General features: G+C 77.1%; 12 protein-coding genes. 2 read left to right on the forward strand and 10 right to left on the reverse strand.

The window, feature by feature from the left end; translation table 11 throughout:
• Positions 1-169: 169 nt before the first annotated feature.
• The 3 genes from ACI79I_RS03725 to ACI79I_RS03735 all read right to left on the reverse strand — a co-directional run bounded on the left by ACI79I_RS03725 (position 170) and on the right by ACI79I_RS03735 (position 4,414).
• Complete coding sequence (locus tag ACI79I_RS03725; RefSeq protein WP_456990918.1) at positions 170-1,672, reverse strand: alpha/beta hydrolase; 1,503 nt, start codon at positions 1,670-1,672, stop codon at positions 170-172.
• Positions 1,669-1,986, reverse strand: a complete 318-nt coding sequence (locus ACI79I_RS03730) for a hypothetical protein (RefSeq protein WP_456990919.1) — start codon at positions 1,984-1,986, stop codon at positions 1,669-1,671. Before ACI79I_RS03730 ends, ACI79I_RS03725 begins: the two co-directional genes overlap by 4 nt.
• A gap of 169 nt (positions 1,987-2,155) precedes the next feature.
• Positions 2,156-4,414, reverse strand: a complete 2,259-nt coding sequence (locus tag ACI79I_RS03735; RefSeq protein WP_456990920.1) for a sodium-translocating pyrophosphatase — start codon at positions 4,412-4,414, stop codon at positions 2,156-2,158.
• A gap of 285 nt (positions 4,415-4,699) precedes the next feature.
• On the opposite strand from ACI79I_RS03735, the gene ACI79I_RS03740 reads away from it, so the two are divergent.
• The gene (locus ACI79I_RS03740; protein ID WP_456990921.1) at positions 4,700-7,282 is read left to right on the forward strand and encodes a DEAD/DEAH box helicase; all 2,583 of its coding nucleotides are present in this window, start codon (positions 4,700-4,702) and stop codon (positions 7,280-7,282) included.
• A gap of 17 nt (positions 7,283-7,299) precedes the next feature.
• Here the strand turns inward: ACI79I_RS03740 and ACI79I_RS03745 are convergent, their stop codons facing one another.
• The 7 genes from ACI79I_RS03745 to ssd all read right to left on the reverse strand — a co-directional run bounded on the left by ACI79I_RS03745 (position 7,300) and on the right by ssd (position 12,266).
• Entirely contained in the window at positions 7,300-7,686 is a 387-nt protein-coding gene (locus ACI79I_RS03745; RefSeq protein WP_456990922.1) for an Rv3654c family TadE-like protein, read from the reverse strand.
• On the reverse strand, positions 7,683-8,030 hold the full coding sequence (locus tag ACI79I_RS03750; protein WP_456990923.1) for a TadE family type IV pilus minor pilin: 348 nt from the start codon (positions 8,028-8,030) through the stop codon (positions 7,683-7,685). Before ACI79I_RS03750 ends, ACI79I_RS03745 begins: the two co-directional genes overlap by 4 nt.
• A gap of 71 nt (positions 8,031-8,101) precedes the next feature.
• Positions 8,102-8,401, reverse strand: a complete 300-nt coding sequence (locus ACI79I_RS03755; protein ID WP_456990924.1) for a DUF4244 domain-containing protein — start codon at positions 8,399-8,401, stop codon at positions 8,102-8,104.
• A 127-nt stretch (positions 8,402-8,528) separates the two neighbouring features.
• Entirely contained in the window at positions 8,529-9,242 is a 714-nt protein-coding gene (locus ACI79I_RS03760) for a type II secretion system F family protein (RefSeq protein ID WP_456990925.1), read from the reverse strand.
• Positions 9,239-10,027 (reverse strand): type II secretion system F family protein, encoded by a 789-nt coding sequence (locus ACI79I_RS03765; RefSeq protein ID WP_456990926.1) that lies wholly within the window; start codon positions 10,025-10,027, stop codon positions 9,239-9,241. Before ACI79I_RS03765 ends, ACI79I_RS03760 begins: the two co-directional genes overlap by 4 nt.
• Complete coding sequence (locus tag ACI79I_RS03770) at positions 10,024-11,172, reverse strand: TadA family conjugal transfer-associated ATPase (protein ID WP_456990927.1); 1,149 nt, start codon at positions 11,170-11,172, stop codon at positions 10,024-10,026. The genes ACI79I_RS03765 and ACI79I_RS03770 overlap by 4 nt, the downstream gene beginning before the upstream one ends.
• Positions 11,169-12,266 (reverse strand): septum site-determining protein Ssd, encoded by a 1,098-nt coding sequence (ssd, locus tag ACI79I_RS03775; RefSeq protein WP_456990928.1) that lies wholly within the window; start codon positions 12,264-12,266, stop codon positions 11,169-11,171. Before ssd ends, ACI79I_RS03770 begins: the two co-directional genes overlap by 4 nt.
• Before the next feature lie 125 nt (positions 12,267-12,391).
• Here ssd and ACI79I_RS03780 point away from each other — a divergent pair, with 125 nt between their 5' ends.
• A complete protein-coding gene (locus ACI79I_RS03780) occupies positions 12,392-13,228 on the forward strand; it encodes an HAD-IB family hydrolase (RefSeq protein WP_456990929.1) in 837 nt (278 codons plus the stop codon).
• Positions 13,229-13,234 lie beyond the last annotated feature (6 nt).

Genomic DNA, 13,234 nt, shown 5'->3' on the forward strand with positions numbered 1-13,234 from the left:
GGTTCGGCGCCGGGCGACGCGGTTGCTGGGCGTACACCCTCGGCGACGTCACGGTAGGCCACGACCCCGACGTGGAGCCGCCGGGCGACCCACCGTGGGCGTGCCGTCACCCGCTCCAATGGCCGGGGACGGCCCCGTGTTCCCGCCGGGGACCAGGGCGTCGTCCCGGTCACCGCGTCCCCGCGACGACCTCGCCGATCGCCGCGACGGTCGGGAAGGAGTCGTCGTAGTACTCCCAGTGGTACGTGAACGGGCCGGTGGGCAGCTCGACGGCCCCGAAGGAGTCGTCCCACGTCGGGTACTCCCCGTGCCAGTCGCTCCAGGTGATCGGGTCGGCCGGCGAGGACGCCTCGTAGACCTCGGCGACCTCCAGCCCCTCGGCGTCGTTGTCCATGCCGGGACTCCCGTTGAGGACCACCGCGTCGGCGGCGAGCACGCCCGGGGCGTCGGCGGCGGCGTCCACCACCGTCGTCCCGTAGCTGTGCGCGCTGACGACCACGCGCGCCGGGTCGCCGACGCGGGCGGCCGCCAGGCCGTCGAGGGCGCTGTCGAGCGCCCGGCCGCCCTCGAGGCTCCGCGTGGTCCCGAGTGCGCCGGGCCCCATGGGCGGCCGGTAGCCGAACCAGGCCACGGAGGCCACGGCCAGTCCCGGGGCGGCGGCGCGGGCGGCGCCGGCGAGCGCGTCCCCGCTGTCGGCCAGCTCGTCGAGGTCGTCGTCGGGGCTGTTCCGCATCCCGGGGACGGTCAGCACGACGGAGTCGGCGGTGTCCAGGTCCCCCGTGCCGAGGGCCACCAGCTCGCCGGCCGCGTCGAACTGGAGCAGCTGCACCTCCTGGCCGGCCGCCTCGCGGTCCGCGATCTCCGCGGCGACCGACACGGCGACCTCGTGCCCGGGCGCCGCCGGGAGGGCCAGCACCCCACCGAGGACGAGCCGGTTGGCGCGGTCACGGGCCCACGCCGGCAGCCCCTCCAGCGCTCCGATGCGCTCGGGGTGCCCGTGGATGGCACTGACCCGTGCAGCGGTGGACAGGCCCGCCCACCAGGCCGCCACGGCGCTCGGTACGCCTCCCACCGGGGGCGGGGGAGCCGGGACCGCGGACGTCTCGACGGTGACCAGCCAGGTGAGGTCCGCGAAGGTCGCCGGGGAGAGCGCACCGCCGATCCCGAGGGCCGCGAGGGCGTCGGCCGCGTCGGTCGCGGCGAGGACGGCGCGTCGGCCGGCCTCCACGGCGTCGAACCCGAGGGCCTCGGCGCGCCGCGCGGCGGCGACGGACCCGTCGTCCGTCCCCGTGGCGGGGTCCACCGGGAGGAGGCCGGTCAGCCGGCCGGCGTCGTCGAGCGTGACCGGGACCGCGGCCGCGGCGGCCAGCGCCTGCTCGGCGAGGTCCTGCGCGGTGTCGGCCGCGGCGAGCAGCTGCTGGGCGTGGGTCAGGGACTCTCCCAGCGCCACCGTCACCGAGGTCGCCACCCCGGAGACCCGCACGAGCGCGGCGGCGGCTGCCTGCCCGGCCGGGCCGTACCAGCAGTCGGTGTCGCCGAGACCGCGGCCGACGGCCTCGGTGCGGGCCCGCCAGGCCGGCAGCCGCTCCGCCACCGCGACGAGGGTGGACACGGCGCCGCGCAGGAGCGGGAGGTCCCAGCCGGCGACGGCGGTCAGGGGCGCGGCGCTCACCGGGGGGCCGTTCCGGCGCGCCGCGCGAGCAGCCGGTCGGAGAGCGTCGCATCGGTCAGCCGGTAGGAGTCCACCGCCGCCCGGAGCGTCTCCGCCAGGCCGCGGGTGTGCTCGGCGAGCAGCTCGAGCAGGGTCCCCCAGCCTCCGCCCGCCGCTCCCGCGCGGTCTCCGGCCTGCCCGCCGAGAGCCGTCCCGAGGGAGACAGCGGTGGACCGGCACAGCTGCGCGTCATCTCCCAGCTCGGCGGCGAGCCCGGTCAGCTCGTCGGCGAGCCCGTCGATGGCATCGAGCTCGGCGGTGATGGTCGTGGACACGGGGACCTCCCGACGGTCGTCCGGTCCACCCGTGGGACCGGTGCCGCGGGACGTTAGGGAGGGCCGGCGACCTCCGGCCGCGACCCGTCCACAGCGGCCACCGACGTCCACAGAGCACGCCGGGATCCTCCGGCCGGCCGTGCGCCGGCCGGAGGATCCCGGCGTGCGATCAGGGAGCGGTGGTGGTGAGCGTGGTGTCCGACGGGGTGCCCGCCGCACCGCCGACGACCACCGACCGCCGCTTGGAGACGACGACGGCGCCGACGATGACCGCGGCCGCGACGAGCGCGATGGTCACGCGCAGCGCGGTGTTCGCATCCGGGCCGACCGACACGCTGACCACGGCCGGGGCGATGATCAGCGCCACCAGGTTCATCACCTTGATCAGCGGGTTGATCGCCGGACCGGCGGTGTCCTTGAACGGGTCGCCGACGGTGTCGCCGATGACCGTCGCGGCGTGCGCCTCGCTGCCCTTCCCGCCGAACGCCCCGTCCTCGACCATCTTCTTGGCGTTGTCCCAGGCACCGCCGGAGTTGGCGAGGAAGACGGCCATGAGCGTGCCCGCGGCGATCGCGCCGACCAGGTAGGCGGCCAGGGGGCCGAAGCCGAGCCCGAAGCCCACCGCGACCGGCGCCAGCACGGCGAGCAGGCCCGGGGTGGCCAGCTCACGCAGCGAGTCCTTGGTGCAGATGTCGACGACCGCGCCGTAGTCGGGTCGCTCGGAGTAGTCCATGATCCCGGGCCGGGTGCGGAACTGCTCGCGGACCTCGAACACCACCCGGCCGGCCGCCCGGGAGACGGCGCTGATGGCCAGGCCGGAGAACAGGAACACCACCGCCGCGCCGAGCACCGCGCCGACGACGTTGTCCGGCTCCACGAGGCTGAAGGCCTGCCCGAGGTCGACCCCCTCGAGCGCCGCCCGGACCTGCTCGTTGTACGAGCCGAACAGCGCGGTGGCCGCCAGGACCGCCGTCGCGATCGCGATGCCCTTGGTGATCGCCTTGGTGGTGTTGCCGACCGCGTCGAGGTCGGTGAGCACCCGGGCGCCGTCCTCGTCGATGTCGCCGGACATCTCGGCGATGCCCTGGGCGTTGTCGCTGACCGGCCCGAAGGTGTCCATGGAGACGATGACCCCGGCGGTGGTCAGCAGGCCGCAGCCGGCGAGGGCCACGGCGTAGAGGGCGGCCCCGCCGCCGACCAGGAACGCGCCGTAGACCGCACCGCCGATCAGCAGCGCCGCGTAGACCGCCGACTCCAGGCCCAGGGAGATGCCGGCGAGGACGACGGTCGCCGGCCCGGTCAGCGAGCTGCGGCCGACGTCACGCACCGGCTTGCGGCTGGTCTCGGTGAAGTAGCCGGTGAGCAGCTGGATGGCCGCGGCCAGCACGATGCCCACCAGCACCGCGACGAAGCCGAGCACCTGCGGGCTGACCACGGTGTCGGGCACGTCGGCGACGCTGGGCAGCACGGTGAAGGCCGCCGCGGCCACGAGCACCAGCGAGACCACCGCGGAGGTGAAGAAGCCGCGGTTGATCGGCGCCAGCCCGCTGGAGTCGCCCTTGCCCGGGTTGCTGGCGAGGATCCCCACGACGGAGGCGATGACCCCGATCGCGGCCACGGTCAGCGGGAAGACCATCCCGACCGCCCCGAAGAAGACCTGGCCGAGGATGAGCGCGGCGACGAGCGTGACCGCGTAGGACTCGAAGAGGTCGGCGGCCATGCCCGCGCAGTCGCCGACGTTGTCCCCCACGTTGTCGGCGATGGTGGCCGCGTTGCGCGGGTCGTCCTCGGGGATGCCCGCCTCGACCTTGCCGACGAGGTCGGCGCCCACGTCGGCCGCCTTGGTGAAGATGCCGCCGCCGACACGCATGAACATGGCCAGCAGCGCACCGCCGAACCCGAAGCCCTCGAGGACGACGGGGGCGGTCTCGTCGAACAGCAGCAGCGCCAGGGCGGCGCCGAAGAGGCCGAGACCGACGGTGATCATCCCGCAGACGCCGCCGGTGCGGTACGCGATGCGGAAGGCCGGACGGTAGCCCCCGGTGCGGGCGGCGGCGGCGACGCGGACGTTGCCCCGGGTGGCCAGGGTCATCCCGATGAACCCGACCATCGCCGAGAACAGGGCGCCGACCAGGAAGAACAGCGCGCGGCCGATGCGGGTCCCCCACCCGCCGTCGTGCACGGGCAGGACGAGCAACAGCAGGAAGACGATGACGGCGAAGACGCCCAGGGTGCGGAACTGTCTGCGCAGGTACGCCGCCGCACCCTCCTGCACCGCCCTCGCGATGTCGCGCATCGTCGGCGTGCCCTGGTCGGCAGCCATGACGGCGCGCACCAGGTAGGCGGCGAAGGCGAGGGCGGCGATGGCTATGGCGAGGACGATCGTCACGAGGACGACGTCCCCGCCGGAGAGTGCGCTGTCCGGCATGTGTTTCCTCCAAGCGGTCGGCTGCCCCCGGGGCCACCTGCGCTCCGGTCGGCGGAGGTCTCCGTCCAGGGGTGCGGGGGTCCGCACGCCTGGGCGCCGCGTGAGTGTAAGGGAGATCACACGCCGTACCGATAGCTCGACGATCCGCTCGTGACCGCATCCGCAGGAGATCGGCGCGGGGGTTGCCCGGAGGTGTGACAGTGGAGGGGTGACCGAGCTCGTGCGGTCACTGAGAAGCACAGCACCCGTGGGCGCGCGGACATCGAGCGCCAGCGAGGAGAACGCGTGACCACGCTCCACCCGGTCCGGTCGGCTCCCCCTCCCGGCACGGACCCTCTTCCCGGTGGGGTCCTCCCCGGCGCCGACCTGCTGGCCGCCCTGCTGGCCGGGACGCCGGAGGAGGAGCAGCCGGTCACCCACGTCCACCGGATGCCGGTGCGGGAGAGCCGCACCCAGCCGTGGCCCGCGTGGGTGAGTCCGCAGGTGCGCGACCGGCTGGAGGCCCAGGGCCTGCGCGCCCCGTGGCGCCACCAGGTGGAGGCCGCGCAGCTCGCCCGCGACGGGCGGCACGTCGTGGTGGCCACCGGGACGGCGTCGGGCAAGTCCCTGGCCTACCAGTTACCGGCGCTGACCCGGCTGGCCGAGGACCCGCGTGCCTGTGTCCTCTACCTCGCGCCGACCAAGGCGTTGGCCCGTGACCAGCTCTCCTCGGTCGCCGCCCTGGCCGACCCCTCGGTGCGGCCCGCGGCCTACGACGGCGACACGCCCATGGAGGAACGGGAGTGGGTCCGGCGGCACTCGCGCTGGATCGTCACCAACCCGGACATGCTGCACCGCGGGGTCCTGCCGGCCCACCAGCGGTGGTCGAGCACGCTGCGTCGCCTGGCGTACGTGGTGGTGGACGAGTGTCACGCCTACCGCGGGGTCTTCGGCTCACACGTCGGCCACGTCCTGCGGCGGTTGCGGCGCATCTGCCACCGCTACGGCGCCGACCCGGTGTTCCTCCTCGCCTCGGCCACGGTCGCCGAGCCGGCCGCGGCCGCGAGCCGGCTGGTCGGCGCCCCGGTCGTCGCCGTCACCGAGGACGGCTCGCCCCGCCCCGGAGCCACCTTCGCCCTGTGGGAGCCGCCGCTGACCGAGCGCACCGGTGAGCACGGCGCTCCGCTGCGCCGGTCGGCCGCCGCGGACACCGCGACCCTGCTGGCCGACCTCGTCGAGCGCGGAGCCCGGACCCTGGCCTTCGTCCGCTCCCGCCGCAGCGCCGAGTCGGTCGCCGAGCAGGCCCGGCGCGCGCTGACTGACCGCGGCCGCGGGGACCTGGCCCGCCGCGTGGACTCCTACCGCGGGGGCTACCTGCCCGAGGAGCGGCGGGAGCTGGAGCGAGCCCTGTCTGCCGGGGAACTGCTCGGGGTGGCCACCACGAACGCCCTCGAGCTCGGCATCGACATCGCCGGGCTCGACGCCGTCGTCCTGGCCGGGTACCCCGGGACGCTGGCCTCGCTGTGGCAGCAGGCGGGCCGGGCCGGGCGGGCGCAACGGGAGTCGCTGGTCGTCTTCGTCGCCCGCGACGACCCGCTGGACCACTACCTGGCCCACCACCCCCGAGCGGTGTTCGGGCGGCCGGTGGAGGCCACCGTCACCGACCCCACCAACCCCTACGTCCTCGGCCCACAGCTGTGCTGCGCCGCCGCCGAGCTGCCCCTCCGCCCGGAGGACCTCGCCGAGTTCGGTGGTGCGGCCGCCCAGGCCCGCGTCGAGGAGCTGGTCGCCGAGGGGCTGCTGCGGCGACGCCCCACCGGCTGGTACTGGGCCGGCCGCGGACGCCCCGACGTCGACATCCGGGGCAGCGGCCTCGAGCCGGTGACGATCATCGAAGGCGCCACCGGCCGGCTGCTGGGGACCGTGGACGGTGATGCCGCGCACGCGACCGTGCACACCGGCGCCGTGTACGTGCACCGCGGGGAGACCTACGTCGTGGACGAGTTCTCCGTCGAGGACGCCGTCGCGGTCGTGCACCCCGAGAGCCCGGACTGGACGACGGTCGCCCGCGACGTCACCGACCTCTCGATCGTCTCGACGGACCGGTCCCGGCGCCTGGGCACGGTGACCGCGCACACCGGCGTGGTCGACGTGGTGAACCAGGTGGTGGCCTACCAGCGACGGCGCCTGGGCACCGGCGAGGTCCTCGCCGAGTTCCCGCTCGACCTGCCGGCCCGCCAACTGCGCACCCGCGCCGTGTGGCTGACCCTCGACGAGCAGGCCGTGGCACGGGCCGAGGTGGACGACGCGGCCCTGCCCGGTTCCCTGCACGCCGCCGAGCACGCCGCGATCGGCATCCTGCCCCTGCTGGCCACCTGCGACCGCTGGGACCTCGGGGGTGTCTCGACGGCCCTGCACCCCGACACCGGCGCGGCCACGATCGTCGTCTACGACGGCCACCCCGGCGGCGCGGGCTTCGCCGAGCGGGGGTTCGGCGTGCTGCGCCGCTGGCTGCAGGCCACCCGGGCCACGGTCGCCAGCTGCGAGTGCGAGAGCGGTTGCCCCTCGTGCGTGCAGTCGCCGAAGTGCGGCAACGGCAACGAGCCCCTGGACAAGGACGGTGCGGTCCGGGTGCTCGACGTCGTCCTGGACGAGTTGGCCGACGCCGAGGACGCCGACGCACTCGGCGGCGACGAGGACGACGGGGAGGACCCCGACGAGGACTCGGTCGACACGGACCGAGGGACCACCGCCGCGGCACCCCGCCGCGCCGACGCGGCGCCCGGCCCCGCCGCCCCTCCCCCGGCCGGCCCGCCTGCCGCGGCCGGCCCGTCCTCCGCGCCCGACCGGGCCACCGGCGGACCCGACGAGGACGACATCGTCTTCTGACGCCTGCGGTGCCGCGGTCACGGCGGCACCGCCGGCTCGGGGAGCACGGGGCCGGCGCGGGCGCGGGCGGTCGCCGAGCCGGTGCCCAGCGGGCCGAGGCGGACGCGGACCTCGACGGCGACGTCCACGATCGCGCCCGGGTCCACGCTGCAGGCGGTGAGGCGCGCGCCGTTGGCACGGGCCACCCCCTCGGCCGCCGCACACGCGTCGGGGCGGCTGCGCACCGCGGACTCGGCGCCGGCCAGGGCTGCGAGATCGGCTGCTCCCGTCGCCCGGTGACGGCCGACCACGGCCGCACCGACCAGGACCACGGCCACCCCGATGGCGGCGAGCACCCCCGACAGCGCGACGACCCACACGGTGGCCGACCCACGGTCCCCGGCCGGCCGACGGCGGGTGGTCATCCGGTGCCCGCCCACAGGCCGGCTCCGGGCTCGCGCTGGGCGACGGCGGTCGCCGAGACCCGCAGGCGCAGGGGCACCGGTCCCAGCGGCGCCACCTCCGCCGCCACGGTGACCGTCACCGCCGACCCGTCCTCGGCCACGGTCGTGACCGCGCCGTCGGGTGCCGCCCGGGTGGCGAGGTCGACCACCAGCGCGGTCGTCTCGCCCCGGGCCGCCGCCCGGGCTCCCTCCCGGGCGGCGTCGACACAGCGCAACTGGGCGGCGACGACCGTCACCGCCGCCACCGCTCCGGCGAGGACGAGGACGAGCACGGGGAGGACGACCGCCGTCTCGGCCGTCACCATCCCCTCCTCGTCGCGGAGGTGGCGCCGCGGCGCTCCCGCCCGGCGCGGCCGGCCCCGTGCCCGGCCCACGGTCAGGACAGCGTGGCCAGCGCGGAGGAGACCAGCTCCCCCAGCGCGTCGACGACCGAGCCGCCGGTGACGACGCGGTAGAGGACCGCCGCGAAGGCGCACGCGGCCACGGTGCCGACCGCGTACTCGGCGGTGCTCATGCCGGCCTCCCCCGCCGCGCGGACCCGGGCCCAGCGGGCCCGGAGGGAGCTCCGGGCCGGGTGGCCGGTCTCCGTCGGCTCGGCCGCCTCGGGTGCGTCGCCGACGGGCAGGTCGGGGTGGGCCAGGTCGGGGGCGAGCTGCGGTGCGGGGGTGCTGGTCACGGGGTCTCCTCGGTCTCGGGCCCGCCGTCCGGGCCGCTGGTCCGACCCTCATGGCGACCGGAGGCCGGCTCCAGGGACGGCGGGGATCTGTGGAGGGGACGGGCCCCTGTGGACGGCCGATCGCGGGTCAGCCGAAGACGTCGGCGGCGATGCCCAGGACCAGGGGCACCACCCCGAGGCAGAGGAAGGCCGGCAGGAAGCAGGCACCGAGCGGCGCCAGCACCCACACCCCGGCCCGGCGGACGGCGGCGTCCGCGCGTCCCCGCGCCTCCGCGCGGGTCTCCGCGGCCAGCCCCTGCAACGCGGGCACGACGGCGGACCCGGACTCCCCCGCCCGCACCAGGACCCGCCCGAGACCGGCGAGCTCGGGCGGGACGTCGTCCCACGCCTGTCGTGGTGGAGCGCCGAGTCGGTGCAGCCGGGCGACGGTGGCCAGCTCGGGCCCCAGCGGCGCCGGCAGGGCACCGGCCACGGCGGCCAGGGCACGTCCCACCGGCAGTCCGGCCGCCAGGCACACTGCGAGCAGGTCGCAGGCGACCGGGAGGTCGGCCACCAGCGGCGGCCCTGGTGACGGCCCCCTCCCCCGCAGCAGCCGCTCCCTGGCGACGGTGACCAGCGCGGCGGTCACCACGCCGGGCACACCGCCCACGAGGAGCCCGCTGGCCAGTCCCGCCGCGCCCGCGAGCACCCAGCGGCGTCGCGCCTCGGGGAGCGCCGGGGAGTTCGGCACCTCCGCCGGGTCCGGCGACGTGAGGACCCGCGCCCGGGCCGCGACGACGGACCGGCCCGGTGACCAGATGGCCAGCGCGGCCGCCAGCAGCAGGACCGCGGCCGCGGTCACCGCACGGCCCGGCGGACGAGGCGGGACGACCAGGCCAGCCCGGCGGCCTCCAGGGCCGCCCCCGCGACGAGCAGGACCTGGCCGGTCGGCGTGGTGGTCAGCACCCGCCACGGGTCGGCGCCGATCCCGCTGCCCATCACGAGGGCGAGGACCGGCAACGCGGCGAGCAGCAGCGCGCTGGCCCGTGATCCCGCCGTCGCCGACCGCAGGTCCGACCGCTGCCGGCGCCGGGCCCGCAGGTCGTCCTCCACGGCGGCGAGGACGGCGGCCAGGGAGCACCCGGTCCGGAGGCTCAGCGCCGCAGCAGCCGCGACCCGGCCGAGCGCGTCCCCCAGCTCACCGCTGACCCCCGCGTCGGAACCCGCCGGACTCCGCACCGCCCGGACCAGTGCCTGTCCGCTCTCCTCGTCGGCACAGGCGCGGGCAGCCGCTGCCGTGGCGGCCTCCAGCGTCCGGCCCGCGCGCAGCTCCGCGGCGAGGGCGGCCAGCGCCCCGGCCAGGGCCGCGAGCCGGGCCTCCTCCCGCGCGGCGGCCCGGCGCCGCAGCTCTGCGCGGGCGAGGAGGGCCGCGGCCGTCCCCGCCAGCACCGCCACCAGCCAGGTGCTCTCCACCACACCCACCGCGGCCACGCCCCCGCCCCAGGCCAGCGGGAGCGGGGGCAGTGGCCGCGCGCTCCGCCGGGGCGCCCGCCGTCCGGCCACCTCGGCCCACCGCGCCCGGCGCACCGCACGGCCGTCCGGCCACACCAGCAGCGCGGCGCCGAGCAGCACCAGCGGACCGGTCACCGGAGCGGGCCCCCCTCCGGTCGGAGGAGGTCGGCCAGCCGGTCCGCGCCCGGGCACGGTCCCCCGTCGGCGCGCCAGCCGGGTTCCACGACGACGAGCTCCCCGGCCCGGCGGACCACGCCGATCTCCTCGACCCGGCGCCCCGACGGGGTGCGCCGGAGGTGCACCACCACCGCCAGCGCGGCCGCCGCCTGGCTGTGGACGGCCAGCCGGTCCAGCCCCGCGGCCACGCCGAGGGCCTCCAGCCGCGCCGGCACCTCGGCGGGCCGGTTGGCGTGCAGCGTGCCGCACCCGCCGTCGTGGCCGGTGTTGAGCGCGGCGAGCAGGTCGGTGACCTCGGCACCGCGCACCTCGCCGACCACGAGGCGGTCCGGCCTCATGCGCAGCGCCTGGCGGACGAGGTCGCGCAGGGTCACCTCGCCCACCGCCTCGACGTTCGGCGGTCGGGTGGCGAGCCGGACCACGTGCGGGTGCGCCGGCGCCAGCTCGGGCGCGTCCTCGCAGAGCACCAGTCGCTCCCCGGGCGGCACCAGGCCGAGCAGCGCCGACAGCAGCGTCGTCTTGCCCGACCCGGTGCCGCCGGTGACCAGGAAGGCCAGGCGGCCGGCGACCAGGGCCGCGAGCAGGTCGGCCGACCGGCCGGGCAGCGTGCCCCGGGCGGCCAGCTCGGCGAGGGGCATCGACGCCCGGCGCAGCACCCGTAGGGACAGGCACGTGCCGGTGCCCGACACCGGCGGGAGCACCGCGTGCAGCCGCGTGCCGTCGGGCAGGCCGACGTCCACCCACGGGGCGGCGTCGTCGAGCCGCCGTCCGGCCGCGGCCGCCAGCCGGACGGCGAGCCGGCGGACGGCGTCCTCGTCGGCGAACCGCACCGGCGTGCGTTCCAGCCCGGCTCCCCGGTCGACCCACACCTCGTCGGCACCGTTGACCAGCACGTCGCTCACCCCGGGCTGCCGCAGCAGCGGCTCGAGCGGCCCCGCGCCGGCCAGCTCGTCCACCGCCTCGCGCACCGCGCGCAGCACCTCGTCGTCGGCCAGCAGACCGGCGGACTCCTCCCGGACCACCGCGGCGACCGCCGCCCGCGTCGGCGCCTCCGGCTCGAGGGCCAGGCGGGCCCGGACCCGGTCGACCAGGGCGCCGCTCACGCCGCGAGCCCGATCTGGGAGGGCAGCTCGGCCAGCACGCGCCGGGCCAGCGAGCCCAGCGGTGAGCGCACGCCCAGCTGCGGGGGTTCGCCGCGCTCGCCACGGGCCACCGCGCTGCGGTCGTGTCCCAGCTCGCCGAGGACGGGACGGCCCACGACGTCGGCGATCTCGTCGGCGGACAGCCCGCCGGCGACCGGCCGGACGACCAGCCGGGCCGAGGACCAGGCGCCCGGGGACCCGTCGGCACGGGGCTCGGCCAGGGCGCGAGCCGCGGACGCCGCGCGCAGCCGCGCCGGCACGACCAGCACCGCCAGGTCGGCGTCGGCCAGCACCAGGTCGGTCACCTCCGGGCCGGCGGTGCGCGGGAGGTCGACGACCACGGGCCAGCCACCCGCGCGGGCCGCCTCGACCACCGCACCGACCGCCCCGGCCGGGACGTCTCCGGGTGCCTCGCGAGAGGCGGCCAGCACGGACACCCCGCCGACCTCTGGCAACGCCGCCATCAGCGCGTCCCCGGCGACCCGGCCGCGCAGGCCGGCCAGCTCCGGCCAGCGCAGCCCCTCGGTCCGCTCGGCACCCAGCAGCAGGTCCAGCCCGCCGCCGAAGCCGTCGGTGTCGACCAGCAGGACGCCGTCACCCGCAGGGGCAGCGGTGAGGGCGACGGCGGCGGCGACCGTGCTGGCACCCGCGCCGCCGCAGCTCCCGCCGACCACGACCAGCCGGCCGCGTTCGACCGGCCGGCGCAGGGCCGACGTCACCCGCGACAGCAGCCACCGCTCGTCCGCGGGCAGCACCGCCACCCGCTCCGCGCCGAGCTCCACCGCGGCGGCCCAGGCCGGGCCGGGGAGCTCCGCCGGGGCCACGACGACCACGCCGGGCCGCCGGGGCAGCTCTCGCACCGGGCCGGTGGCGAGCACGTCGGCCCCCAGCAGGACCAGCGGCGACTCACGGTGGGCCCGGCGCAGGGCCGGGCCGCCGGTGGCGACCTCCGGTTCGGCGCCGGCGGCGGCCAGGACCCGCAGGAGGTCGTCGAGGAGGTCCTCGTCGGTGCTGACGACGAGGGGGCGGGTGGGCGGCGTCCGGAGAGCAGGCACGCGCCCAGCCCAGTACGGGGGACCGCGGGGCGGGAGGGGCGTGAGGGATCTGTGGATGACCCGAAGGGGTGTGGAGTGCGCGCGATCCACGTTCCCGTCAGCCGGTCCACCTACAGTCGTGAACCGTGACGCGCGCAGCGGCGTTCTTCGACCTGGACAAGACGGTCATCGCCAAGTCCAGCACGCTGGCCTTCGGCCGCCCGTTCTTCCAGGGCGGCCTGATCAACCGCCGGGCCGTCCTGAAGGGCGCCTACGCCCAGTTCGTCTTCTCGCTGTCGGGCGCGGACGCCCAGCAGATGGAGCGCATGCGGGCGCAGATCACCCAGATGTGCACCGGCTGGGACGTCGCGACGGTGCACGAGATCGTCCGGGAGACGCTGCACGACATCGTGGACCCGCTGGTCTACGCCGAGGCCGCCGACCTCATCGAGGAGCACCGCGCGGCCGGGCGGGAGATCGTCATCGTCTCCAGCAGCGGCGCGGAGATGGTCGAGCCCATCGGCGAGATGCTGAGCGCCGACCGGGTGGTGGCCACCCGCATGGTGACCGTCGACGGCCGCTACACCGGCGAGATCGAGTTCTACGCCTACGGGGAGAACAAGGCCGTCGCGGTCCGCGAGGTGGCCGCCGAGAAGGGCTACGACCTGGCCGACTGCTACGCCTACAGCGACTCGGTCACCGACCTGCCGATGCTCGCCGAGGTGGGCCACCCGACCGCGGTCAACCCCGACCGGGCGCTGCGCCGCGCCGCGGCCGAGCGGGGCTGGCCGGTGCTGGAGTTCAGCCGCCCGGTGTCGATGCGCTCCCGCTTCCCGGTGCCGACGGCGCCGGTCGTGACCGGGGCCGCCATGGGCGTGGGCGCCGCGGTCGTGGGCCTGGCCTGGTACGCCCGTCGCCGGGCGCTGGCCGGCCTGACCCCGTCGGCGCCGGTCACCGGGCGACGGCGCCGACGCGGCGCCTGAGGGAGG

The organism is Geodermatophilus sp. SYSU D01105 (assembly GCF_054050095.1).

What these genes read in the sequence shown, in the direction of transcription:
- ACI79I_RS03745 (WP_456990922.1), bottom strand. Translation starts at nt 7,686, where the DNA reads ATGACCACCCGCCGTCGGCCGGCCGGGGACCGTGGGTCGGCCACCGTG.
- ACI79I_RS03750 (WP_456990923.1), bottom strand. Translation starts at nt 8,030, where the DNA reads ATGGTGACGGCCGAGACGGCGGTCGTCCTCCCCGTGCTCGTCCTCGTC.
- ACI79I_RS03735 (WP_456990920.1), bottom strand. Translation starts at nt 4,414, where the DNA reads ATGCCGGACAGCGCACTCTCCGGCGGGGACGTCGTCCTCGTGACGATC.